Origin of the sequence: Sphingobacterium sp. InxBP1 (assembly GCF_026191775.1) — a bacterium.
In the GTDB taxonomy this organism is placed as follows: domain Bacteria; phylum Bacteroidota; class Bacteroidia; order Sphingobacteriales; family Sphingobacteriaceae; genus Sphingobacterium; species Sphingobacterium thalpophilum.
Genome location: NZ_JAINDX010000049.1, coordinates 79,538 through 103,958 on the forward strand (window position 1 = coordinate 79,538; position 24,421 = coordinate 103,958).

Sequence of the window (24,421 nt, forward strand, 5' to 3'; positions counted from 1 at the left end):
TAGCCGAATATTTTTTTAGCATTCTATTTTTCCATTAAAAAATTATTCCACATCTTAGCCTAAATAAATGGCATTTATGGAGAAGGAAATCAAGGACTATTTAGCGCAATTTGTAAAACAGGCCGTTGCGGAAGATATAGGAGATGGGGATCATACCTCGTTGTCGACCATCGAAGCGGGAGCGCAGGGTGAGGCGAAGCTGATTGTAAAGGATGATGGTATTTTAGCGGGAATCGAAGTTGCACAGGCGATCATGGCCTATATCGATGAGACCTTGAGCTGTGAGGTATTTATCCAGGATGGTAGCGAAGTGAAAGTCGGTGACATCGCTTTTTATGTGCGTGGCCATATTCAGAGTATTTTGCTGGCTGAACGGCTGGTGCTCAATGTAATGCAACGAATGAGCGGCATTGCGACGACCACCCGAAAGTATGTTGACCTTTTAAAAGGTACAGGCACACAGGTGTTGGATACACGCAAAACCACCCCTTTGTTGCGGGTACTGGAAAAGGAGGCCGTCCGTATCGGCGGAGGTACCAATCACCGCTTTGGGCTATACGACATGATTTTGATCAAGGATAATCATGTGGATTATAGTGGTGGAATCGTGCCGGCGCTGACCAGGGCAAATGCCTATAGAAAGCAATTAAATAAACCAATAGAAATAGAAATTGAAGTCCGAAATTTTGCGGAGCTTGACGAAGTTCTTAACTTTGGCGAAGTGGACCGAATCATGTTGGATAATTTTTCACCTGAGGATGTGGCCAAAGCTGTGCAGATTATCGATCATCGATTCAAGACAGAGGCTTCTGGAGGAATAACATTTGAGACAATTCGGTCATATGCGGAAGCTGGCGTAGACTATATTTCGGTAGGAGCTTTGACTCACAGTGTCAAAAGCCTGGATCTTAGTTTGAAAGCCAAATTAATATAAGAACTGATTTAATTTAATGATATCGATTTATTTAGTAATTGCAGTATTACTAGCTTATTTGTTTGGTTCAATACCTACAGCAGTCTGGTTGGGCCAAGCATTTTATGGGGTAGATGTTCGTGAGTATGGGAGCGGTAATGCTGGAGCGACTAATACCTTTAGGGTGCTGGGGCCGAAGGCGGGCTCCATTGTGATGTTTGTGGATATATTTAAAGGCTGGACTGCAACGAATCTGGCCTATCTTATTGAGCTCGGACAAAACACGAGCGATGTTCAATTTGTGAATTTTCAGCTGGCTCTGGGCGTCATAGCTGTATTGGGACATCTCTTTCCTGTATTTGCAGGGTTTCGGGGCGGTAAGGGAGTTGCTACCCTTTTTGGGATGATATTGGCTATCCATACACCGGCGGCATTGCTCTGCGTGTCGGTATTTATTATTATCCTGCTGACGACACATTATGTGTCACTAAGCTCCATTTCAGCAGGATTTGCATTCCCTTTCAGCTTAGCATTTGTATTTAAGACCACTATCCCTTCCGTGCTGCTGTATGGGATGGCAATCTGTATCTTACTGCTGATTACTCACCAAAAAAACATTGAACGGCTGTTGAAGGGGCATGAATCCAAAATTTATCTGTTCAAGAAAAAAGCCGAACCTAAAGAATAGGCACAATAATTGTATTCTTTTGAAAAGTATGCCATAGATTATGATGCGATATCCGGACTAACTTCAGGTCACTGAAAATAAGGCGGGATATATCCTATGGCCATTGAATAATAGAGTTGGGCTCTAGGGGTCCATGAATGCAATTGAAACGAACACGAAGAAATAAAAATATACATATGAAAGGCATGATTAAGTATTCAGCTATGGCATTAGCTTGTGCGGTGCTGGCATCGGGGTTGTCCGGCTGTGCAACGTCAGCGGTGACCGGTAAAAAATATTTGAAATTGGTCAGTGCAGATCAGGTCAATCAGCAAGCTGCATTGGCTTATAAAGATTTCTTGTCCAAAAACAGTTCGAAGGTCGTGACTGGTACTGCCGATGCGGCGATGGTAAAACGTGTTGGCAATCGATTGGCTACAGCCGTCAATCAGTATTTGCAAAGTAAGGGGATGGGCAATAAGTTTAATTTTAACTGGGAATTTAATCTGGTAAAGAGCGATGACGTCAATGCCTGGTGTATGCCGGGAGGTAAAGTTGCGGTATATACCGGTATCTTGCCTGTGACGCGTACTGAAGCGGGGCTGGCGACGGTTATGGGGCATGAAATCGCGCACGCGATTGAGGAGCATTCCGTGGCGCAGGCATCCAATCAGATGGCCTTACAGATGGGCGGTCAGATACTGGGATCGGCGGCAGGCATATCCGGCAGTACAGCATTGGGCGTATTCAATAACCTGTATGGTTTGGGTGGCAGCTTGGCGCAGCTGAAGTTTTCACGCAGTGACGAGTCGTCTGCTGATGCTGCGGGGCTCATTATCATGGCCTTGGCTGGATACGATCCGAACGAGGCGGTTGGTTTCTGGAAGCGTATGGCGGCAGGCAGCCAAAAAGGGCAGCCTGAGTTTTTGAGTACCCACCCGAGCGACGCTAGACGTATTGCCGATATACAAAGGCAGATACCAGCTGCCATGAAGTATTACCGGAAGTAGAAGAATAGTTTATATACATAAGGAAAGAGCATGGCATTAATTTGGCATGCTCTTTTTTCTTTTCCGGTGCTATACGCCGGCAATTGCGTCAGATATGCCAAAGAAAACACCTAAGATCAGTCCCATCAGGTTGAAGGCGATGGTAATGATGACGATGATCCCAATGAATTTATAGTGCTTTTTCAGCGCGTCAAAACATAGTTCCAATTGGATGTTGTCGCGGGTGTCAATTGCTTTTTTTGCCTTTGCTCCAAAGTTATACAAGAAATAAATGGGCAGGCAGGCGAACGCAAGGAGCAACAGATACAAGATGCCGAAGGTAGATAGGGCCCCGGCAGCGACATATTCACCCTGCCCAAGCGACAGCGCGCTGGAGCCGAATATCAGGCCGATCATAGTCAGCGCTGATATGCCGATAAAAATAAAACAGATGATAGCCAAAAAGTTGGCCCATTTGGCGGCCGAGGCTAAAAAGGATAGTCCAGCAGGCGACAACTTAATATCTGCAGGCTCCTGAAAAGAAGAATTTTGAATACCGTCTTCCATGAAACAAAGAATTATAAAGGTGTGCGAATTTCCAAAAAGTTCCTGATTTTAAAAACATTTTTCTAAAGAAACCACAGTGCATTTCGAATAGTTTATTATTCGGTGGTAAATATTTGGCTTTGTAGCTGTTTTGCTGCAAAAAAAATGAGTTTATCAAGTCATTTTTGGCTAACAGAAAGTTAGTCTATTTTTTCCGAAAGGTAAATGGATAAATGGAAGAATGTTGTTACAAAAGGAAATGTCAGGTACGATGTGGAAAACTATTTGAGGTCTGTTAGAAACATTTCATATCGCGGTTTAAAATATGTTATAACGTTTTTTTTGGTTAAAAATTGTGTTGAAGAAAGCAGTATTCGGACATAGTTATATAAAGTAGATGTGCTGTAGTATGTTAAGTTTATATTAACTCCTTTGTTATTTAAAATCTGTTAGTAATTTTGCTTAACATTTTTTAACAAATCACATTATATGAAAAGATCTTTACTCTTTTTCGCTCTTGTTATGGCCAGCTATGGTGCAGTACAAGCTCAGGTGACAACAAGTAGCGTTACAGGTATTGTAAAAGAGTCAAACGGCAGTTTAACTTCAGGAGCAACAATCAAGGCAACACACGTGCCTTCAGGAACCGTGTATTCTGGTTCATCGAACGCGGCAGGCCGATTCAACTTGCCAGCTATGCGTGTTGGAGGACCTTACCGCATTGAAGTGACTTATGTGGGCCAACAACCTATTGTATATGAAGATGTGTATTTACAATTGGGGGAACCGTTTGTTTTAAATCCAGTTTTTGCAGATAACAGTACCACCTTAGGGGAAGTTGTTGTGACTGGGCATGCAATTAATGCGCAAAAAACAGGAGCGTCAACAAGTATTGGTCAGAAGGTTATACAAAACCTACCTCAAATTAATAGAAGTATTACCGACTTTACAAAATTGACTCCTCAAGCCAATGGTAACTCATTTGCAGGAAGGGATGCGCGTTACAATAACTTGCAAATAGATGGAGCAAATTTCAACAATGGATTTGGATTAAGCTCTAATCCTATCCCTGGTGGTAATTCACAACCTATTTCGTTAGATGCCATTGAACAAATTAGTGTGAATATTGCTCCATTTGATATCACTCAATCGGGCTTTACAGGAGCAGGTATAAATGCGGTAACGAGGAGTGGTACAAATAGAATAGAAGGCTCAGCTTATTATTATTTGCAAAACCAAAACTTGCAAGGGAGAAAAATAGAAGATATCACTTTGGACAAAGTTGATGCTGCAAAGAAAAATTTTGGATTTCGTTTGGGAGGACCAATTATAAAGGACAAGTTATTCTTATTTGTTAACGCTGAGCGGGAGGAAGCTACGGGAGCTAATGCTTCAGGCGCTAACCTTTGGAGAGCATCGGAAAATGGTGTAGCAGACCCTGATAATAATATCGCTAGAACAAAACGTTCCGAGCTTGAAGCTGTTCGTAATCATTTAATTAATGTTTGGGGATACGATCCAGGTAGATATGAAGGTTATGCGAATGAAGCAAAGGAGAGCAGTACAAAGTTCCTAGCACGTTTAGATTGGAATATTAATGAAAAACATAAGTTCGCTCTTCGTTATAATCAAGTTGTTGGTAACTCCATGCAAGTTGCAAATGGTAATTCCGGACCATATCCAAGAAGTCAAACAAACCGCGTAAGCGATCGATCAATTACATTTGAAAATGGAAATTATGCATTTAAGAATATTGTGAGATCAATCACTGCTGAATTAAACTCTAATTTCAATTCGCAACTATCCAATCAGTTTTTAGCGACTTATACTAGAATTCAGGATACACGGAGTACCCCGAGTGACCAATTGTTCCCATTTGTTGATATTTGGGACGGTTCTGCGAACGGAAGCAATTATATGAGTTTCGGTACGGAGTTATTTTCTTATAAAAACGATGTTATAAATAACAACTATTCATTTACAAATAACTTAACATATAAAACTGATAGACATACTTTTACATTTGGTGGAGCCTTTGAAATCCAAAATTTTGGGAATTCGTATACTCGAATGGGGACCTCATACTATCGTTATGCTTCTGTAGATGACTTTCTTAAAACTGGTACAGCACAAGAAGTAGCCCCAATCATGTATGGGGTGACTTATCCTTATGAAGGAAAAGACACATATTCTCGTATTAATTTTGGTTTAGCGTCGTTGTACGCACAAGATAAATGGTCTGTGACAGACAATTTCACAATGACTTATGGTGTTCGTGCAGAACTTCCGATTTATTTAAATAAGTTAACCGCTAACCCATCCATAGATGCGCTAAGATTGCTGGATATCAATGGTAATCCGAAGAATTATAACTCTGGATTATGGCCTAAATCGCAGTTAATGATTTCCCCACGTATTGGCTTTAACTATGATGTGTTTAACGATCGTTCGTTAGTTCTCCGAGGCGGTACAGGTATGTTTTCGGGGCGCGTACCATTTGTTTGGTTGACAAATATGCCAACAAATGCAGGCGTTTTACAGAATACTGTTGAGCCAGGATCTTACGATGCTGTCAAAGATTGGATTGGAAATATTAGATTTAACACTGACCCTTACTATTATCTCAACAATGTGCCAAAAGGAGCAGAGGCAGTCTTTATTAAAACTCCAAATGAAGGAGCTCCATCATCTTTTGCTTTAGTCGATCGGGACTTTAAAATGCCTATGGTTTGGAGAACTAGTCTTGGCGCGGACTATAAGATACCGAATTCCCCATTTGTATTGTCAGGTGATTTCTTGTACACAAAAGATATTAACGCGGTATTCCAGTTAGGAGCGAACAGGAGAACTCCAACGACGTTCCTAAATTATGGCGCTTCTGGCGATGAAGGTGACTATGGTGATAATCGTGCGTTCTATCCAAACGGAGCCAATGCTAGTGCTTACAATAGCAAAATTGGTGCAAATAGTGCTACCGTATTAACCAACACTAATGTTAAAGGGCATGCCGTAAGTGCAACATTGGGTATCAGCGTTCCTAATTACAAAGGATTCAGCGGAAGCATATTTTACAACTATGCGAGTGCGAAAGAGGTATCAGCAAATGCAGGATCGAGCGCTAGCTCAGCATGGGGCGGATCTGCAACAGTTAATGGCCCTAATGACCAAATATTACATCCTTCAGCGTTCGCTATCCCACATCGAGTTGTCGCGAATTTGAGTTATCGGTTGGAATATGCTAACCATTTAGCTACCACTATTGGAATCTATTATAACGGATCATCGCAAGGTAGATTCTCGTATACCTATTATTCTGACATTAATAGAGATGGTCAAAACGCGGATCTAATTTATTTGCCAAAAAATTTAAGTTCTCTGACATTTGTTGATCGCGTTGATGCAAATGGAAAAGTCTTATTTACAGCGGCTCAGCAGGCAGAGGCTTTGGAAAAATTTGTAAAAGAAAATGACTTAGAAAAATACCAAGGGAAATACTTGCCTAGAAATGGTTTCTTGATGCCATGGTTGAATAGATTTGATGTTAAAGTCTTACAAGATATATTTACAAATATTGGTGGCCGTAAAAACTCCTTACAGTTAAGCTTGGACGTTATAAACTTTGGAAATCTTATAAATAAGAATTGGGGTATTCAAAGTCGCTTAAATAATGGTCAACTGTTATTCGGAAATAAGATGGTCCCTGGTGTAAATAATGGAAAGCCAGTTTTGAATACTGCTTCTACTCCAGTCTCTGGAATTCCTGAATTTAATATGAATGTGATCAATGGCGAACTGCCAACAACTCCATTCCAAAATGTAAGTACTTTAGGAACTACTTGGCAAATGCAACTGGGAGTTAGGTATACATTTTAATAGGGGTTCAGATCTTAATACTATTTAATTAGTATATTTATCACTTTCTAAGCAGAATAACTAGTTTATTCTGCTTTTTTATTGAAATACCAATATTTTTACCGATGAACGGACGAAATTGGTCTGGACTTGGCGGTACTTCAGTATGTAATTGTTTTTGATTATCGGCTGGTATTTATAATCTTTGTATAGATAGATTATAAAATATAAATTATGGACATCTCCCCCGATCGGCTGATAGATATGACATTGCCTTGTTCCATTTTACATTATCCGTTGGGAGATCAGGCGCTGGTGCTTTCTTTTGGTGATACCATTTCCGAGGCAGTCAATGCGCAGATTCGACGGGTTGCTAATTGTATCGAGAACTGGTCCCAGACTGGTGTTATAGAGTATGTTCCTGCCTATACAACGATAACGATTTACTATGATCCGCTGCTGATTTCCTACAAACAGCTCTTGTCAGCTTTCTCAAGCATCATACAGGATATTCCCGCTCACAACGAATATAAAAGTGCAAAAAAGGAGATTCCCGTCTATTATAATGGGGAAGACCTGGCTTATGTCGCAGAATACAATGGACTGTCTGAGGATGATGTTATCCGTATTCATAGTGAAAGAGATTACTTGGTCTATATGCTCGGTTTTGTTCCGGGTTTTCCTTATTTGGGCGGAATGGACAGCCGCATCGCGACACCGCGAAAAGAAGTGCCGCGTCTGAAGATTGAAGCCGGGGCGGTGGGTATAGCCGGACAACAGACTGGCGTGTATCCAATGGCGACTCCCGGGGGCTGGCAGATAATAGGTCATACCCCACTGCAGCTGTTCGACCTTGGCAAGGAGCGACCATCGCTACTTGAAATGGGGGATCATGTATGTTTTGTCCCCATAACTTATAATGAGTTTGTACAACTAAAAACAAAAAGAAATGGGTATCAGGATCGTTAAAGCGGGGATGCTGACAACGATACAGGACTTAGGACGCTATGGGCTGCAGCGCTACGGTATGCCCGTGAGCGGTGCAATGGATAGTTATGCGCTTCGTCTCGGCAATAGCATCCTCGGGAATGCAGATAATGAAGCAGCGATTGAGTGCACGCTTCTTGGTCCCACGATCTACTTCGAGAAGGAACAGCTTATTTGTTTGACGGGGGCAGATCTGTCACCTAGGATTGGGAGGCAATCTGTGCCGATGTGGAAACCGGTTTGCGTCGCGGCTGGCTCACTGCTCTCTTTCGGCCGGGCAAATTTAGGCTGCCGCACTTATATTTGTTTTCAAGGCGGACTTGAGGTCCCGGAATTGTTGGGCAGTAGATCGACCTATAGCAAAGGCCATATGGGTGGCTGGCAAGGGCGGCAGTTGCAGGAAGGAGATAAAATTGCTTTCCGCCGTTGTTATCAAGGCGAGCAAGCTGTATTTCACTGGAGCATGGATCTCAGTATATATCCTAAGCTGGGCACGGAAGTCATTCGGGTGATCGAAGGGCCACAATTCGCGTGCTTTGAAAGCGCGGCCCAAAAAGGGTTTTTCTCGGATGTATTTATGATTAGCAACAATTCGGACAGGATGGGGTACCGGCTATTATCTGCACCTCTGTATCTAAGGCAACCCAAAGAACTGTTGTCAACGGCAGTCACCTTTGGTAGTATACAGGTGCCGCCTGATGGCAACCCAATCATATTGATGGCTGAGCATCCAACCACAGGTGGTTACCCGGTGATCGCTCAGGTAGCAACGATAGACCTGTCGCTTCTAGCGCAAAAAGGACCAAATGATCCTATCCGTTTTGAACGGATCAGCATGGACCAGGCGCAAGTGCTGCTGAAGAAACAGCAGACGCAGTTAAACCGCTTAAAAAGAGCAATAGCATTTAAATATGAATAATCAACTTACTGTGGATCTGAACTGTGATATGGGCGAAAGCTTTGGCTCCTGGGTAATGGGCGACGATAAGGCTATCTTGCCCTATGTATCCTCCGTTAACATTGCTTGTGGTTTCCATGCAGGAGACCCTGCCACGATGATGAATACCCTTGCGCTCGCAAAGCAACATGGTGTGTCTGTCGGCGCCCACCCCGGCTTTCAGGACCTGGCAGGTTTTGGGCGCCGCGAAATGCAGGTGACGGCAAGAGAGGTATATAACCTGGTGGTGTATCAGATTGGGGCTCTTGCTTCATGTGCTCATGTACAGACTTTAAACCTCCATCATGTTAAACCGCATGGTGCACTCTATAACATGGCTGCGCGGCGTCCAGACTTGGCCGAAGCAATTGCCCAGGCCGTGTATGACCTGGATCCAGCGCTGATATTATACGGTCTTTCGGGCAGTGAACTGATTCGGGCGGGCCGTAGCAAAGGGCTCAAGGTGTACAACGAGGTCTTTGCCGACCGTACATATCAGCAGGATGGCACCTTGACGCCGCGCTCCCAGGAGGATGCGCTCATCAGGGATCCTGAACAGGCGGCATCGCAGGTCATAAACATGGTGAAAGATGGCAAAGTTACTTCACTACAAGGCGTAACTGTCGATATTCAGGCAGATACCATCTGTCTCCACGGTGACAATGCGACAGCAATACAGTTTGCTAAGACCATCCATCAACGATTAAAAGAATACCATATACTGCCTTTATGAAACAGCGAAATACGGGCGCCCTGATCGGTGCAGCTCTCTTGATGGCCACCTCGGCTATAGGTCCGGGTTTCCTGACACAGACCACCGTCTTCACCAAGTCGCTCGGTGCAAGCTTCGGCTTCGTCATTCTCGTTTCGATTTTGATTGACATCGGTGTACAGTTAAATATCTGGCGCGTTATTGCTGCCTCTGAAATGCGGGCACAGGATATTGCCAATAAACTGCTGCCAGGGCTGGGAGGATTTATTTCCTTGCTGATCATTCTTGGTGGTCTAGCATTTAATATCGGTAACGTTGCTGGTGCAGGGTTGGGGCTGGAAGCACTTTTCGGTGTCGACGTCACAACGAGCGCCTGTATTGCTGCAGCTATTGCCATCGCAGTATTTTTAAACAAGCAGATAGGCAAAGCGATGGACCGTTTTACCCAGTTCATGGGTGGTATTATGATTCTGGCTTTTATCTATATTGCTTGGATTTCATCACCACCCCTGCAGGAAGCAGCGGTGCGGACTGTAGTTCCTATCAAAGTGGATTTTGTCTCCATCATTACGTTGGTGGGTGGAACAGTGGGGGGCTACATTACCTTTGCTGGCGGACATCGTCTGATTGACGCCGGGGTGAAGGGTGTCAGCGCGTTGCCTACCGTCAATAGAAGTGCAGTCATGGGGATATCCGTGGCGTCTTTGGTGCGTATTTGCTTGTTTTTAGCATCCTTGGGTATGATAAGTCAAGGTGTAGCTATCGATGACGGCAACCCGACAGCATCGGTATTTCAGCTTGCCGCCGGCAATTTTGGCTATCGTCTGTTTGGCCTCGTCATGTTTGCGGCTGCAATTACCTCGATCGTGGGTTCGGCCTACACATCTGTTTCGTTTATCAAAACCTTTGACCGGAGGATCGCAAAAAATGAAAATTGGATCATTATCGCCTTTATTTTGATTTCTACCCTGATCTTTGTTTCAGTAGGTAAGCCTGTACATCTGCTTATACTTGCCGGTGCAATAAATGGAATCATATTGCCGGTGTCTCTCACGGTAATGTTAATTGCAGCATATAAGCCGGACATTGTCGGATCGTATAAACAGCCGACTGTGTTAACCTTGATCGGGACGGCGATCGTACTATTGATGGCATGGATGAGCATACGAGTCCTCCTCTGAGAAAGTTGCTCATATCCATGCTGTCGCTTACCTATCCAGTGTGTGCAGCTAGTGAACGGGGCAATAATCAGGTGCACAATCCGTAGCGGAAAGAAATTATTTCGCCTTCGTCAAGGTCACCTGTTTAGTTGTTCGCGGTACCCGGTAGCGGCCGTATTGATCTCTGCTCATGTCCTTGATCTCATATCCGCTCTCTGGATTGATATTTAGTAATACATGGGTGTTCAGCTCTTGATCTTTTGTATCAAAGTGAAGTGTGACGCTTCTGTCTTTAAGCTGATAGGACAGGTGCTCTATCTCGCCGGCGTCCGTCGTAAGCCAAAGTTTTTCTTTTGCCAGGAAAATGCGGCCCCGGGAAGCAGTGGTCACCTCCACCTGCACGGCTTTCTTATCGGATCGGAGGTTGCCGCTGAATGCCAGCCAGCCAAATTCTGGATGTTCAACAATATAAGTTCCCGAGTTGACCGCATAACCGTAAAATCCAGTACCGTAGTCACCACTGATGCCGTCATTGGCTAATGTGGACGGATAAGAGTGGAATGCAGCGGGACCGAAGCCATCTTCTGTCACGTTGGCCAGAGCACCCATCATGCCTGCATGACCCACCCGCAAGAGGTAAAAATCATCGGGCTGATCACGGAAGGCCGTCAGTACCGGAATGGCATTGAGCGCCGAGCCGTAGTGATGCAACTGCCGCTCGATACGGGATAGCTTTCCTCCATAAACGAAGTCCCAATAGCGACGGGCGCTACCATTGTAGCCCCAGTGAGGTACTGTAGGCATGTAAGCTAAAATGGCTTGGAGGGTGACGCGTGCTTTGTCGTCAAACCCAAAGAACCGCGACCACAAGTACACCTCTTCCTGACCGGTAGAATCCCAGGGCATCTCACTGCCGAAAGGATAGTTGAGGGCTTTCCAGTGCACGGCTCGCTTACGCATGGCTGCCTCCAGTTGATCTGCACGGTCTGTCAGACCTTCGCGGCGTAGATCTTGCAGAATAATCAAGAATATACTACCCTCCATCTGGCCAAACTGCGCGTAATGAGGCGCTTTCTCCACCATTGCTATGGCTGTATGAAAGGCTCGGTCAAGATACGTATCCCAAGTGTGTTCCTGCACCAGATTGTTGTAGTTGCGTGCTAATCGGTACATAACCCAATGTGCGGCAGCCACGTGGGGATAGTTGTAGGAACGGCCGATATCGTCGGCTTCTTTTTTCGACCAGGCTGACCAGGTCTTCCAGTTGATCCGGTCATCGTACGTGCCCGGAGGCATGGAGTCGGGTGCGTAGTAGAAAAGGCTTTTAACTACTCCATATTTTTTATCGCCCGAGGTATGCTGTATACGGCCATACATAGTCTCGTGGACAAAGTGCTTCAGTTTCTCAATTTCATCGCGATTGGGCTGTACAATCTGTTTCATGATGGCCGCCAGCCAGCTGGCCGCACCAGCTTCGTCGCTTAGCCCAGCGTACCATGCACGCTGTTCCTGTGTGATCTGCCGCTGTTCCTCATAATCGTAAGAAATCACCGCAGGCGAACGGCCGAAAAGATCGTTGTCATTTTCGTACCATTGTCTGGTGGTCAGGAAATGTCCTAGACTGTTGACTACCTTTTTTTCGGGTTGGATGACCTTATAATGTATCGTCTGTTGAGTACCATCCTGATAAGTTACGGTCACCCGTGCGCGTCCCCAGCGATTGCCTTTTACTTCGTAATGCTGCCATCCTGAGGCTGTTGGCTTTCGCTTGCTTATGCTGAGTGCCGCATCAGGGTAAACGCTCAGGTCTTTTATTGCCTGATTGTGCTTTATAAACAGGTTGGCAGGGTTATCCAATGGAACCACATACCCCGGTGTACCAACCGCCACGGGGCGCTTGTTGCGGAGTAGTTCGCCCTCAATATCCCTGATGCTGGGGGCCAGTACAAAACGCAGCGAAAAGGTTTTCGAGGCTTTAGGCGCTAATACAGTGGAGGTCGCTGTATTCCACTGCTCCACACCTTTCCATTCTGTTTCTGTATGTGCTTTTGTGTGGATCATCCATTCATGGAATCCCTCAAATGTAATGCTTCTTGGTGTTGGGTCGCTATTCAACGGGTTATAGGCTTCAAAAGCGGCATTTTCGTAGGGGAGCACGAGTAGACTTGACCCTAGCCCGTGGAGGTGATTTACCTGCAGATACCCTGCATCTTTACCTATATAGGGATCGAAAAATACATTTTCGGCATGGGCCTGGTCGAGGTTTTTTGCATCCATATTATTATTGAAGGGCAAGGGGATGCCCAGTGATCCGATCTCTATGGTTTGTGCTGTGGGATTACTGATCTCAAAACTCAGTATCAGGTCGCCGTCAACATTCTTCCAGCTGCGGGTCACCCGTAGAGGGATGCCTCCCAATGTGGGGCCCATGTCGGCAGCGGCCAAGGTGGGCAGGAAAGCGTCGAGTCTGGTCACTGGCACACGTTCTCTGGCTGAGGAATAAGTTGACCACGCTGCTTCACCTTTTTTCCGGATGCGGAGGTTGATATCACCAAAATGGAAAAAATTGTTGCGGTCGCGCCTGTTCAACATCCCGGCAGGAGTGTAGTCGAAATTATCGTCTTCATCTGTTTTTTGTAGCGAGGATAGTGTCTGCGAAGAATTGAGTATTTTGATTTTGAGCTTCTGTAGTTGAAAACTCCTGTATCCTTTATCAATCCCTAATGTAGCAGTTTGCTTTTGAACCGCCTGCCATACCGGATGTTCGTTCTGTTGGGCAAATAGTCCCGGGGTAACAGATAGATATAAAAAGGTAGAAAGCAGACAGTATTTTTTTTTGATATTCATTCCGTTAGATTTATCAGTCCATGATTTGGTGGGGTGAGCCCCTTCAATAAGTACAAATATGTGTTATTGCAAGCTTTTTTTATGCTTGGAATTTAACATACACTATTCCTTTTTTAGCATATTTTGAAGAAAATTTGGTTGGCTGTATTCCAAAACATAAATTTAATGTATAAAGAACACTTATCGTAAACTTAAGATAAAGTCAACCCGCAGATACAGTTTCCGGCTATCCTGAGGACCTTGTTCAAAGCAACAAGCTTATCCCTGATGTGACAAACAATTGAAATGTTGTTTTCTAATAGCAGTTGCTCGTTCATAAATGTTCTGCATAAATACCGAGATGTCAATATTCAATAAGGAATGATCAAAACTCGGTTAGTTATGTTCCCGGTTAGTTATTTTCTTTGATGAAGTAATTGAACATAATTTTAAGTAAATAAGAAAAAAGACTATGGCTGAATTAAAATGGACGGGGGTATATCCTGCAGTATTGACACCATTTAAAGAAAATGGGGAAATTGATTATGACATGTTTGCAAAGAACACAGAGGCTCAGATCGCGGCTGGGGTGCATGGAATCATAATAGCTGGATCATTGGGTGATGCTGCAGTGCTGGATACAGAGGAGAAATTTGAATTGCTGACTTTTGCCCGTCAGCTTGTGGCCGGTCGTATTCCGGTTGTGCTCAATATCGCAGAGAATACAACTAAAAACGCGGTAAACTTTGCACGGAAAGCGAAGGAATTAGGGGCGGATGGGCTGATGCTCCTGCCTCCTATGCGGTATAAAGCTGATGATCGTGAAGTAGTCACCTACTTCAAGGCGGTGGCGCAAGCGACAGATCTACCCATTTTGATCTACAATAATCCTGTTGACTATCCAGTACTCGTTTCTTTGGATATGTTTGAAGAATTGCAGGATTGTCCGACAATTCAGGCGGTCAAAGAATCTACCCGGGACTTAACCAATATTACAAGGATGAAGAATAGATTTGGTGACCGCTTTAAAATCCTGGGCGGTGTGGACACAATTTGCTTGGAGTCCTTGGTTTTAGGTGCTGATGGCTGGGTAGCTGGTCTTGTTGACGCATTTCCTCGGGAAACCGTAGCAATGTATAACCTGACGTTGAATGGCGAATTTGAGAAAGCGCTGGGAATCTATCGTTGGTTTATGCCTTTGCTGGAACTTGATATTCATCCGAAACTGATTCAATATATCAAGTTGGCCGCCACAGCAGAGGGAATTGGTACGCCGCATTTGCGCGCTCCACGTTTGCCTCTGGTGGGTGAAGAAGCTGATCGTATCAATAAGGTTATTGCCGATGGTATCGCCACTCGCCCAACATTAAATTAAATGGTATCTCGTTATAAAATTTAATTAAAAGTAGGCGACCGGTACATACCATTCGCCTACAATTCATGTAACAATGATAAATTACTTATAAAATGGATCAACCAAAGATTACCTTAGATGGATATGCTCAGTTAGCTGCCGAAGCCTTTCAATTTTTAAAGTCTACTACCATCGCTCAACGTGCGGATTTTATGTTTGCTGTAGCCGATAAGATTGAGGCACTGGGAGCCGAATTGCTGGAAACAGCCCATCAGGAGACGGCATTACCTCTGCCAAGACTCACCGGTGAAAAGGCGCGGACGGTGCATCAGTGGCGCAGTTACGGGAGAGCTGTGGCCTCAGGGCTCTATGCCGAAGCTCGTATCGATCTGCCCGATGCCGAAAAGGGAAAGGGTGACATCAGAAAATATAATGTGGGTATCGGACCCGTATTGGTATTTGGGGCCAGTAACTTTCCATTTGCTTTTTCTACGGCTGGCGGCGATACGGCAAGCGCCATAGGAGCGGGCTGTCCTGTCATTGTGAAGGGGCATGCAGGCCATAGCCGGACCTCCACGATCATGGCAGGTGCGATTACGGATGTGGTATCCGAATTTGGGTGGCCTCATGGTACTTTTAGCCATGTTCTGGGTGATCATGTGGAAGGAACAAATATAAAGATAGGCGCTTACCTCACAGCACATCCGCTAGTGAAAGCCGTAGGTTTCACGGGCTCGTACTGGGGAGGGAAGGCACTTTTTGATATTGCCAATCAACGGGAGCAGCCTATTCCGGTATTTGCAGAAATGGGAAGTGTTAATCCGGTTTTTGCATTTTCACAGATCCTTGAGCAACGTGCAGAGGCCCTGGCCAAAGAATATGCGGCTTCGCTAACCTTGGGCGTAGGACAATTCTGCACCAACCCGGGGATCTTTGTGGCGGTAAAGGGAGCTGCTTTCGAACGCTTTAAGCGTACGCTGGCAGAAGAAATCAGTGGAATAGCTCCGGCAATGATGTTAAATAAGGGAATCTATAGCCATTTTGAAAAAAATAAAAACCTATTGAGTAATCAGCCGTCGGTTGCTTTCATTGCGGAATCGCAGACTGCTGCACAAGAAGGACAAGGCCGGCCGCGGATAATGGCAACCTCAGCGGACAGCTTTCTGAAAAATGATGTGCTGAGTGAGGAGGTTTTTGGCCCGTTCGGACTGCTGATAGAAGCAGATAATTACGCACAGTTGCTGGATGTGGCCAAACAGCTGAAAGGGCAGCTTACCATCACTGTTGCAGGTACCAGCGAGGATGTACGGGAGCATCAGACGGTCATCGATGTAGTCAAAGATAAAGCTGGCCGTCTGCTGTTCAATGGAATGCCTACGGGGGTAGAAGTGGTGTATGCCATGCAGCATGGAGGACCTTTCCCTGCTTCTACCGATCCACGGTTTACCTCAGTAGGTCCGGATGCGGTGAAGCGCTTTGTACGGCCATTGGCTTTTCAGAACTGGCCCGACGAGTTTTTGCCCGCAGAGCTGAAAAATGGCAATCCCTTAGCTATCCACCGGATAGTTGACGGGGTGGCCAGTGCTGAGAAAGTGAGCCACAAATAATAGAATAACAAGTTAACCCTATATGAAGAAGACATTTTTTTGTATCGATTCGCACACCTGCGGTTGTCCGGTAAGATTGGTCGCTGGCGGCGCTCCTCTCCTCAACGGCGATTCGATGATGGCACGTCGGCTCCACTTTATGGAGGAGTACGACTGGATCCGTAAGGGCCTGATGTTTGAACCGCGAGGGCATGATATGATGAGCGGCAGTATCCTATATCCACCGGTTGATCCGCGAAACGATATGGGCGTACTTTATATCGAAACCAGTGGCTGCCTTCCCATGTGCGGTCACGGTACGATAGGCACTGTGACCATCGCCATAGAAGAGGGGCTTATTCAGCCCAAAACACCGGGCAAGCTCCGTCTGGAAACTCCTGCAGGGCTAATCCTGATCGATTATGTGCAGGAGGGGGCAAAAGTAAAGACTGTAAAGCTGACAAACGTCAAATCTTTCCTATACAAAGAAGGGCTTACCGTGACATGCCCAGATCTCGGTGAGATCGTGGCCGACGTTGCCTATGGAGGAAACTTTTACGCGATTATCGATCCCCAAAACAATTTTAAAGATATCAGCGATTTTTCAGCTAGCCAGCTGATCCATTACGGTAAAATAATCCGGCGCCTGCTGAATGAAAAGTATGAGTTTGTGCATCCCGAAGATGAAAATATCTATGGACTGAGCCATATCCAATGGACCGGTAAACCGGTCAAGGCGAATTCTGCGGGCCGAAATGCCGTATTGGTCGGCGAGAATGCGCTGGACAGATCACCTTGCGGGACAGGTACTTCAGCCCGAATGGCCCAGTGGTATGCCAAAGGCAAACTGAAGCGGGGAGAAGAATTTGTCCATGAAAGTTATATCGGGTCGCAGTTTGTCGGCCGTATAGAAGAGGAAACCGATATGAACGGCCAAGCTGCCATTATTCCTTCTGTAGAAGGCTGGGCAAGAATAACAGGCTACAATCATATCATTATCGATGATGAGGATCCCTATAAAGAAGGGTTTCAGGTTCTGTAATTTACACATTAAAATAGTAAGAAAGTGTCAACACATCATAAAGGAAAGGTAGCGATTATCGGAGCAGGTATTGCGGGGCTGTCCACAGCCTATTATTTGGTAAAGGACGGCTGGGAAGTTGTTGTTCTGGATAAGGGAAGCGGTCTGGACAATTGTTCTTATGGCAATGCCGGAATGATCGTGCCGAGTCATTTTACTCCGCTTGCGGCACCGGGTATTGTCGCGCAGGGGATCAAGTGGATGTTGGACAGCAAGAGCCCATTCTATGTGCGCCCCACACTCAATCTGTCACTGATCGATTGGGGACTGAAATTCCTGAAGCATGCCAATGAACAGCATGTCAGCCGGAATGCCGAAGCTATCCGGGATTTAAATCTGGCTAGCAGCAGGTTGTATGATCAGTGGAAAGCGGATGAGCAGTTTGATTTTGAACTTCGTCAAAACGGAATTATGATGCTTTATAAATCAGAGCATGTCGAACACGAAGAAGCTGAACTGGCAGAGAAAGCGAAAAAGCTTGGGCTGGCGGTCGAAATATATGATGCGGCTGGCATTCAGGCGTTAGAACCGCATCTCAGAATGGACACACGTGGTGGTATCCTCTACAAATGCGACGGAATCATGTATCCACCAAAACTCATGAAGGTACTGACCCAATATCTCCATGCACAGGGTGTGAAATTCCACTACGAAACGGAAGTCAATGGATTCCGAACTGCCAGCAAAAAGGTGCTTAGCGTCGTCACTGACAAAGGCAATTTTGAAGCCGATGAAATTGTTCTGGCTGGGGGAGCCGCCTTACCGGTCTTGGCTTCGAAGCTGAATTTAAAATTGCCACTGATGCCCGGTAAGGGATATTCATTTATGCATAGTCCCGAGGAAGGTACTTCCCTGATACATGCCGCATTATTGCTAGAGGCCCGGGTGGCAGTGACGCCGATGAATAACCAGATCCGTTTTAGCGGAACCATGGAGCTTGGGCCAGCCAATAATAAGATCTACCCAAATCGGGTGAAGGGGATTGTCGAAGCTATTCCAAAGTACTTTCCCGATCTGAAGGTGAATTACCCGCAAGATATCTGGTATGGCTATAGGCCCTGCTCCCCCGATGGATTGCCTTATTTGGGGCGTGCATCCAGATACAGTAATGTCAGTATTGCCGGCGGCGGTGGCATGATGGGCCTGAGTTTGGGCCCTGCTTTCGGTAAAGCAGTGGCAGCCATACTTTCGGGGCGGACTACCGAAACAGATGTATCTGCTTTTAGCCCTGACAGATTTCAATAACGCTTGACATAAACTTAAATGATGATAAAACCCGACCTTAAACGAAAGCCATGTATAGGTATGATCATACTTTGTATGGTATTGCCGGCTACAGTTAATGCGCAACATATGGATTTATATCAGCACACCACTCCGGTGGAACCCCTTATCATAGAGTATCAGAATGACCTGGAGGCAGTGAACTACTTTTATGGCCCGATGCCAAAGAGCTGGCGATCTCAGTCTGTGAGTCCCTCTCCCGAGCAGATGGAACGATTAATCCGTCTCGACAATGCTTATCTGGCCAGATTAAAAGCATTTGATTATAAACGGTTAAATACCAATGGGCAGGTGGACTATATCCTCTTAAACCGGAAGATTCTTCGTCATCAGGAAGAACTAAAAGAGGAGATGGAGCGCTACAAGAAACTCAAATCTTACCTCCCTTTTGCGGACAGCATTTTCGGGTTCGAACAAAAGCGCAGGCGCGGTACTTCTGTTGAGGGGAGAGCGATCGCCGCAATGTTTGAGCAGGTCCGTGGATCCGTACAGCAGGAGAGCCAAAAGCTGTCACAGAAGCCGGCGATTGATGCGGATGATGTACGTTACCTGACCGGTATGATCGAGTCCCTGCAAAGCCGTTTGCAGAGCTCATTTGATTTCTATAATGGCTATGATCCAATGTTTACCTGGTGGGTTCCCAAATCTTATGAAGGACTTCATGAAGCCTTGGCTAGCTACCAAGAGGCCCTCAACGCCAAAAGTAACTGGAAGGTGTATGACGACGGCAGCAATATCGGCGGGAGACCGATCGGGAAGATCGCGCTCAATAAAAAGCTGAAAGATGAAATGATTGCCTATGATGCGGACGATTTGTTGAAGATTGCGGATAAAGAGTGGAAATGGTGTGTGGCGGAGCTATTAAAGGCATCCCGGGAAATGGGGTATGGCGATGACTGGAAAGCAGCGCAGGAAAAAGTCAAAAACGCTTATGTGCCGGTGGGTAAGCAGCCTGATCTGATCAATGCGCTGTACGACAGAGCTCAACAATTTATCAAGAAACATCAGCTGATGGATATTCCGGATCTGGCGGATGAGACTTGGGGAATGATCATGATGACTCCGGAGCGGCAACTGGTGAACCCATTTTTTACAGGAGGCCGTGAGATCAGCATTTCATATCCGACCAATACGATGAGCTACGATCAAAAGATGATGAGCATGCGGGGAAATAATCCTTATTTCTCCTTGGGGACAGTGCAGCATGAACTTAATCCCGGCCATCATCTGCAGTATTTTATGAATAAAAGATATAAACCCTACCGGGAGCAGAACTTCAATACACCGTTTTGGACAGAGGGGTGGACCTTGTACTGGGAATTGCTGTTGTACAGACTTGGATTTGCCCAAACGCCTGAGGAGCGTATTGGTGTCCTGTTTTGGCGGATGCACCGCTGTGCACGTATTACATTCAGTATCAAATTTCATCTCGGTGAATGGACGCCCCAGCAATGTATTGATTATCTCGTGAACCAGGTGGGGCACGAACCTGCAAATGCGCACGGTGAGGTCAAACGATCTTTTGAAGGATCTTATGATCCCTTATATCAGTTGGCTTATATGATAGGAGGGCTACAGCTGCTGCGGCTCAGCGACGAATTGGTAGGCGGAGGCAAGATGTCCTACAAACAATTTCACGAGCGCGTAATCAAAGAAAATTACATGCCGATGGAAATGTTGCGGGCGATACTGACTGAGCAAGATCTCAATCCTCAGCATCAGGCCGTATGGAAGTTTTACACGTTTGATTAACCATTGATCATAATGATGAGCACAAAAAAGGAGAATCAGGAATTTAAAAAATCGCTGGGACTGTTGGATGCAACGATGCTCGTGGCTGGAAGCATGATCGGATCGGGGATTTTCATTGTATCATCAGATATCGCCCGCAATACGGGCTCAGCAGGCTGGCTGATGGCCGTTTGGCTGATCTGTGGTTTTATGACTTTGGCTGCTGCGCTGAGTTATGGCGAACTGAGTGCGATGTTTCCCAAGGCTGGCGGGCAATATGTCTATCTGAAGGAGGCTTACGGACCAGTGGTGAGTTTCACGTTTGGATGGACATTTTTCGCGGTTATCCAGACCGCGACGATTGCAGCTGTGGGGGTAGCGTTTTCAAAGTTCACTGCCTACCTATTTCCGGTGCTGGATGAAGATGTGTATCTGCTGGAGATAGGCAGCTATCATGTCTCCACGGCTCAGGTATTGGCTATAGGCGTTATCTTATTGCTCACATTGATCAACACAAGAGGTGTGCAAAATGGTAAAACTTTACAGACCATCCTTACCCTGATAAAAATACTGAGCTTAATTCTGCTGGTGCTATTCGGGTTTGCTGCTTTCGATTCCGATGTATGGAATCAGAACTGGTCGGCAGCTATCCGCTGGGATTTACATCGGTTGAATGCCGACGGCTCAACAGCCGGTTACTCGCTTTTTGGGACCTTTGCAGCGATGTCTGCCGCATTGGTTGGGGCGCTGTTCAGCAGTGATTCCTGGCATTCTTCGTCTGCTGTGGCTGGCGAAATAAAAAATCCGCAGCGCAACATCGGGTTAAGTCTGGCGCTGGGGACAGTGATCGTGACAGCCATCTATATTTTAACCAACTTGATGTACACAGGAGTATTGACCATGGAACACATGGCAAGCGCTCCAAAAGATCGGGTAGCCATGGTCGTGGCACAGCAGATATTCGGTCCTTTAGGTATCGGTATTCTGGCAGTGATGATCATGATCAGTACGTTCGGATGCAACAATGGGCTAATTTTGGCAGGGGCTCGTGTCTACTATTCCATGGCCAACGATGGTCTGTTTTTTAAAAAAACGGGGCAATTAAATCATAAGGCGGTGCCAGCGTATGCACTGTGGCTACAGGGGGCCGTTGCTACGATTTGGTGCCTGACAGGAAAGTACGGCGATCTGCTGGATATGATCACTTGTGTCGTCGTTATCTTTTATATGCTGTGCATAATAGGTGTTTTTCTGCTTCGCCGAAAGCGACCAGACATTCCAAGACCCTATAAAGCTTTCGGTTATCCGCTGATTCCCGCGCTATACATTCTAATGGGCCTGTCTTTTATTGTCCTGCTTGTGATCTATAAGCCTCAATTTACCTGGCCGGGGATTATTATTACCCTGCTGGGAATTCCATTATATTATGTAGTGAGGCGCAGCAGTCATTTAACCCATTCCAATGAATATTAAAGTAAACAACCATACAGGAACGACTAAGAAATAACTATGAAACTGAAAGTAATCGCAGTGTTATCGTTTATGCTCTGCCAATTGGCTATCATGGCTCAGGGGACTTTGGAGGATTATAAACGGGCTAAAGAAATACGGGAAACGTTCGCCAAGATTTACGGCATACCCCAGCAGATTCTTTGGTCTGAGAAAGGGCAGAGTTTTAGCTACCGTACCACGGCTAAAGGTGGACGGTCCATGTTGCATATCGTCGACGTGGTTTCGCAGAAAAAGCAGACTACCGACGTTGGCGAGATTGAGAAACAACTGACTGCCGAACTCGGCTCCGCAGTCAAACTAAGCGGATATTGGGGCAGAGGGACAAAGGTGCTGAACGCAAATGAAATCGAATTTGTGGAGCAGGGCATAAGCTGGACGTGGAATGCATCTGCACAAAAACTGACTCGGACGGGGAAGGCCAAAGAAAATGATTTTGATCGTAGAGGTGGCTCTTACTGGGGCATGCGCCGTGATGACAGCAAAGGGGAGGCGGTGGATTCTCCCGATAAGGTATATACTGCTTACATCAAGAACAGCAATGTTTACGTAAGTAGAAAAGGGGACGCAAAGACAGAGAAGCAGCTTACTTTTGACGGCAGTCCGGGCGAGTATTACATGGCCCGTATCCAATGGTCTGCAGACTCCAAGAAAATTGCCGTTTCAAAAGTGCGCAAAGCAGAGGTAAGGCAGTTAACTCTTCTGGAATCGTCTCCAGTCGATCAGCTGCAGCCAAAATTGCAGAAACGGGACTATGTTAAGCCCGGTGATGCTTTGCCGCAATATTATCCAGCGATCATCCGGGTGGAAGATGGTAAAATATTTCCTGTGGATCCGATGAGGGTCGCCAACCAGTTTACTTTATCCGAATTGGCATGGCGTCCAGACAACAATAGTATCACCTTCGAGTATAATCAGCGTGGACACCAGCGTTATGATATTATGGCGCTCAGTGCAGTGGATGGCAAGACCAGCGTGGTGATTTCGGAGACCAGCCCCACCTTTATTGATTATAGCAGCAAGAAGTACAGACATGATTTACAGGAGACAAAAGAGATCATCTGGGCCTCCGAACGCGATGGATGGAACCATCTTTACCTTTTCGACAGAACAACCGGCAAATTGAAAAAACAGATCACCAAAGGACACTGGGTAGTACGCAAAGTGGTGCATGTGGATGAAGCAAAAAGAAAGATAATTTTTGAAGCGAGCGGTATGAAAGAAGGTGAAGATCCCTATCTGATCCGTTATTACTCCATCGGTCTGGACGGGAATGGTCTTAAAGAGCTAACGCCCGAGCTGGCAAACCATCAAGCCACCTTCAACGGGGATTACAGCCTGTTTGTCGATGTGTATTCGACGGTAAACCAAGCGCCTACGTCAGTTCTGCGTGATGCTGCTGACGGCCGGATTCTCATGGAATTGGAAAGGACCGATATTAGTGAATTGGAAAGCACAGGCTGGAAAGCCCCTGAAGTCTTTTCGGCCGTGGGGAGGGATGGTAAAACCGATATCTGGGGTATTATTGTCCGGCCCCGAAACTTTGATCCAAATAAAAAGTATCCGGTGATCGAATACATTTATGCCGGGCCCCACAGTTCATTTGTTCCCAAAAGTTTTTCTGCAAACCCTTCGGGAATGTACGAGCTGGCTGAATTGGGCTTTGTTGTCGTGCAGATCGATGGAATGGGAACTTCCAACAGATCCAAGGCTTTTCATGATGTGGCCTGGAAAAATTTAAAGGATGCCGGCTTTCCGGACCGCATTGCCTGGATAAAGGCTGCAGCTTCCAGATATCCCTATATGGATATACAACAGGTAGGCATTTATGGCACATCGGCCGGGGGACAGTCATCGACGGCGGCACTGCTCTTCCATCCTGAGTTTTACAAAGTTGCGGTATCCTCCTGCGGATGTCATGACAACCGGATGGATAAGATCTGGTGGAATGAACAATGGATGGGCTGGCCGATAGGACCGGAATATGCTGCGTGTTCAAATACCGAAAACGCATACCGACTGGAGGGTAAGCTGATGTTGATTGTGGGCGAACTTGATGACAACGTGGATCCAGCTTCAACTTATCAATTGGTCAATCAATTGATCAAGCACGGTAAAGATCATGAGTTTATCATGGTACCCGGCATGGGGCATTCGTCTGGCGGCGATTTTGGAGAGAAAAAACGAAGAGATTTTTTTGTCAAGCATCTACTCGGTGTCAACCCGCCGGCCTGGAATCTTTATTAGGACAGTTAAGCGTCTTGATAACGTGCTTTCGAATTTTTAT

17 protein-coding genes are annotated in these 24,421 nt (G+C 45.9%); 15 read left to right on the top strand and 2 right to left on the bottom strand.

What is annotated here, in order from left to right:
* The first annotated feature begins 76 nt into the window (after positions 1-76).
* From nadC to K7A41_RS20435, 3 genes are all read left to right on the top strand, one after another.
* Positions 77-934, top strand: coding sequence for a carboxylating nicotinate-nucleotide diphosphorylase (gene nadC, locus K7A41_RS20425; protein WP_028070051.1), 858 nt, complete (start codon positions 77-79; stop codon positions 932-934).
* Between the two features lie 16 nt (positions 935-950).
* A complete protein-coding gene (plsY, locus tag K7A41_RS20430) occupies positions 951-1,601 on the top strand; it encodes a glycerol-3-phosphate 1-O-acyltransferase PlsY (RefSeq protein ID WP_265715237.1) in 651 nt (216 codons plus the stop codon).
* Positions 1,602-1,777: 176 nt separating this feature from the next.
* The gene (locus K7A41_RS20435) at positions 1,778-2,590 is read left to right on the top strand and encodes a M48 family metallopeptidase (protein ID WP_028070053.1); all 813 of its coding nucleotides are present in this window, start codon (positions 1,778-1,780) and stop codon (positions 2,588-2,590) included.
* 69 nt (positions 2,591-2,659) lie between these two features.
* On the opposite strand, the gene K7A41_RS20440 is transcribed toward K7A41_RS20435, so the two are convergent.
* A complete protein-coding gene (locus K7A41_RS20440) occupies positions 2,660-3,136 on the bottom strand; it encodes a hypothetical protein (RefSeq protein ID WP_265715239.1) in 477 nt (158 codons plus the stop codon).
* A gap of 468 nt (positions 3,137-3,604) precedes the next feature.
* On the opposite strand from K7A41_RS20440, the gene K7A41_RS20445 reads away from it, so the two are divergent.
* The 5 genes from K7A41_RS20445 to K7A41_RS20465 all read left to right on the top strand — a co-directional run bounded on the left by K7A41_RS20445 (position 3,605) and on the right by K7A41_RS20465 (position 10,784).
* A complete protein-coding gene (locus K7A41_RS20445) occupies positions 3,605-6,988 on the top strand; it encodes a TonB-dependent receptor (protein ID WP_265715240.1) in 3,384 nt (1,127 codons plus the stop codon).
* Between the two features lie 213 nt (positions 6,989-7,201).
* A complete protein-coding gene (pxpB, locus tag K7A41_RS20450) occupies positions 7,202-7,936 on the top strand; it encodes a 5-oxoprolinase subunit PxpB (protein WP_265715241.1) in 735 nt (244 codons plus the stop codon).
* Positions 7,917-8,873, top strand: a complete 957-nt coding sequence (locus K7A41_RS20455; RefSeq protein WP_265715242.1) for a biotin-dependent carboxyltransferase family protein — start codon at positions 7,917-7,919, stop codon at positions 8,871-8,873. Before pxpB ends, K7A41_RS20455 begins: the two co-directional genes overlap by 20 nt.
* Positions 8,866-9,624: a LamB/YcsF family protein gene (locus K7A41_RS20460; RefSeq protein ID WP_265715245.1), complete on the top strand. Its 759-nt coding sequence runs from the start codon at positions 8,866-8,868 to the stop codon at positions 9,622-9,624. The genes K7A41_RS20455 and K7A41_RS20460 overlap by 8 nt, the downstream gene beginning before the upstream one ends.
* On the top strand, positions 9,621-10,784 hold the full coding sequence (locus K7A41_RS20465; RefSeq protein ID WP_265715246.1) for an NRAMP family divalent metal transporter: 1,164 nt from the start codon (positions 9,621-9,623) through the stop codon (positions 10,782-10,784). The genes K7A41_RS20460 and K7A41_RS20465 overlap by 4 nt, the downstream gene beginning before the upstream one ends.
* 96 nt (positions 10,785-10,880) lie before the next feature.
* Here K7A41_RS20465 and K7A41_RS20470 read toward each other — a convergent pair whose 3' ends face one another.
* Positions 10,881-13,610, bottom strand: coding sequence for a DUF5695 domain-containing protein (locus tag K7A41_RS20470; protein WP_265715247.1), 2,730 nt, complete (start codon positions 13,608-13,610; stop codon positions 10,881-10,883).
* 451 nt (positions 13,611-14,061) lie between these two features.
* On the opposite strand from K7A41_RS20470, the gene K7A41_RS20475 reads away from it, so the two are divergent.
* The 7 genes from K7A41_RS20475 to K7A41_RS20505 all read left to right on the top strand — a co-directional run bounded on the left by K7A41_RS20475 (position 14,062) and on the right by K7A41_RS20505 (position 24,381).
* The gene (locus K7A41_RS20475) at positions 14,062-14,964 is read left to right on the top strand and encodes a dihydrodipicolinate synthase family protein (RefSeq protein WP_265715249.1); all 903 of its coding nucleotides are present in this window, start codon (positions 14,062-14,064) and stop codon (positions 14,962-14,964) included.
* A 92-nt stretch (positions 14,965-15,056) separates the two neighbouring features.
* Positions 15,057-16,550: an aldehyde dehydrogenase (NADP(+)) gene (locus K7A41_RS20480; RefSeq protein WP_265715250.1), complete on the top strand. Its 1,494-nt coding sequence runs from the start codon at positions 15,057-15,059 to the stop codon at positions 16,548-16,550.
* Positions 16,551-16,572: 22 nt separating this feature from the next.
* Positions 16,573-17,571 carry a 4-hydroxyproline epimerase gene (locus K7A41_RS20485; protein WP_265715251.1) on the top strand — a complete coding sequence of 333 codons (999 nt, stop codon included), beginning with the start codon at positions 16,573-16,575 and terminating at the stop codon, positions 17,569-17,571.
* A gap of 24 nt (positions 17,572-17,595) precedes the next feature.
* Positions 17,596-18,855 (top strand): NAD(P)/FAD-dependent oxidoreductase, encoded by a 1,260-nt coding sequence (locus K7A41_RS20490; RefSeq protein WP_265715252.1) that lies wholly within the window; start codon positions 17,596-17,598, stop codon positions 18,853-18,855.
* 108 nt (positions 18,856-18,963) lie between these two features.
* Positions 18,964-20,646: a DUF885 family protein gene (locus K7A41_RS20495; protein WP_265715253.1), complete on the top strand. Its 1,683-nt coding sequence runs from the start codon at positions 18,964-18,966 to the stop codon at positions 20,644-20,646.
* A gap of 12 nt (positions 20,647-20,658) precedes the next feature.
* On the top strand, positions 20,659-22,098 hold the full coding sequence (locus K7A41_RS20500) for an APC family permease (RefSeq protein ID WP_265715254.1): 1,440 nt from the start codon (positions 20,659-20,661) through the stop codon (positions 22,096-22,098).
* Positions 22,099-22,134: 36 nt separating this feature from the next.
* Positions 22,135-24,381, top strand: a complete 2,247-nt coding sequence (locus tag K7A41_RS20505) for a S9 family peptidase (RefSeq protein ID WP_265715255.1) — start codon at positions 22,135-22,137, stop codon at positions 24,379-24,381.
* The last annotated feature ends 40 nt before the right edge of the window (positions 24,382-24,421 follow it).

Excerpts from the sequence above, each read along its gene's own strand:
- K7A41_RS20475 (WP_265715249.1), top strand. The coding sequence starts at position 14,062 with ATGGCTGAATTAAAATGGACGGGGGTATATCCTGCAGTATTGACACCA.
- K7A41_RS20505 (WP_265715255.1), top strand. The coding sequence starts at position 22,135 with ATGAAACTGAAAGTAATCGCAGTGTTATCGTTTATGCTCTGCCAATTG.
- K7A41_RS20445 (WP_265715240.1), top strand. The coding sequence starts at position 3,605 with ATGAAAAGATCTTTACTCTTTTTCGCTCTTGTTATGGCCAGCTATGGT.
- K7A41_RS20460 (WP_265715245.1), top strand. The coding sequence starts at position 8,866 with ATGAATAATCAACTTACTGTGGATCTGAACTGTGATATGGGCGAAAGC.
- K7A41_RS20485 (WP_265715251.1), top strand. The coding sequence starts at position 16,573 with ATGAAGAAGACATTTTTTTGTATCGATTCGCACACCTGCGGTTGTCCG.
- K7A41_RS20465 (WP_265715246.1), top strand. The coding sequence starts at position 9,621 with ATGAAACAGCGAAATACGGGCGCCCTGATCGGTGCAGCTCTCTTGATG.
- nadC (WP_028070051.1), top strand. The coding sequence starts at position 77 with ATGGAGAAGGAAATCAAGGACTATTTAGCGCAATTTGTAAAACAGGCC.
- K7A41_RS20500 (WP_265715254.1), top strand. The coding sequence starts at position 20,659 with ATGATGAGCACAAAAAAGGAGAATCAGGAATTTAAAAAATCGCTGGGA.
- plsY (WP_265715237.1), top strand. The coding sequence starts at position 951 with ATGATATCGATTTATTTAGTAATTGCAGTATTACTAGCTTATTTGTTT.
- K7A41_RS20480 (WP_265715250.1), top strand. The coding sequence starts at position 15,057 with ATGGATCAACCAAAGATTACCTTAGATGGATATGCTCAGTTAGCTGCC.
- K7A41_RS20440 (WP_265715239.1), bottom strand. The coding sequence starts at position 3,136 with ATGGAAGACGGTATTCAAAATTCTTCTTTTCAGGAGCCTGCAGATATT.
- pxpB (WP_265715241.1), top strand. The coding sequence starts at position 7,202 with ATGGACATCTCCCCCGATCGGCTGATAGATATGACATTGCCTTGTTCC.
- K7A41_RS20470 (WP_265715247.1), bottom strand. The coding sequence starts at position 13,610 with ATGAATATCAAAAAAAAATACTGTCTGCTTTCTACCTTTTTATATCTA.
- K7A41_RS20435 (WP_028070053.1), top strand. The coding sequence starts at position 1,778 with ATGAAAGGCATGATTAAGTATTCAGCTATGGCATTAGCTTGTGCGGTG.
- K7A41_RS20455 (WP_265715242.1), top strand. The coding sequence starts at position 7,917 with ATGGGTATCAGGATCGTTAAAGCGGGGATGCTGACAACGATACAGGAC.
- K7A41_RS20495 (WP_265715253.1), top strand. The coding sequence starts at position 18,964 with ATGGATTTATATCAGCACACCACTCCGGTGGAACCCCTTATCATAGAG.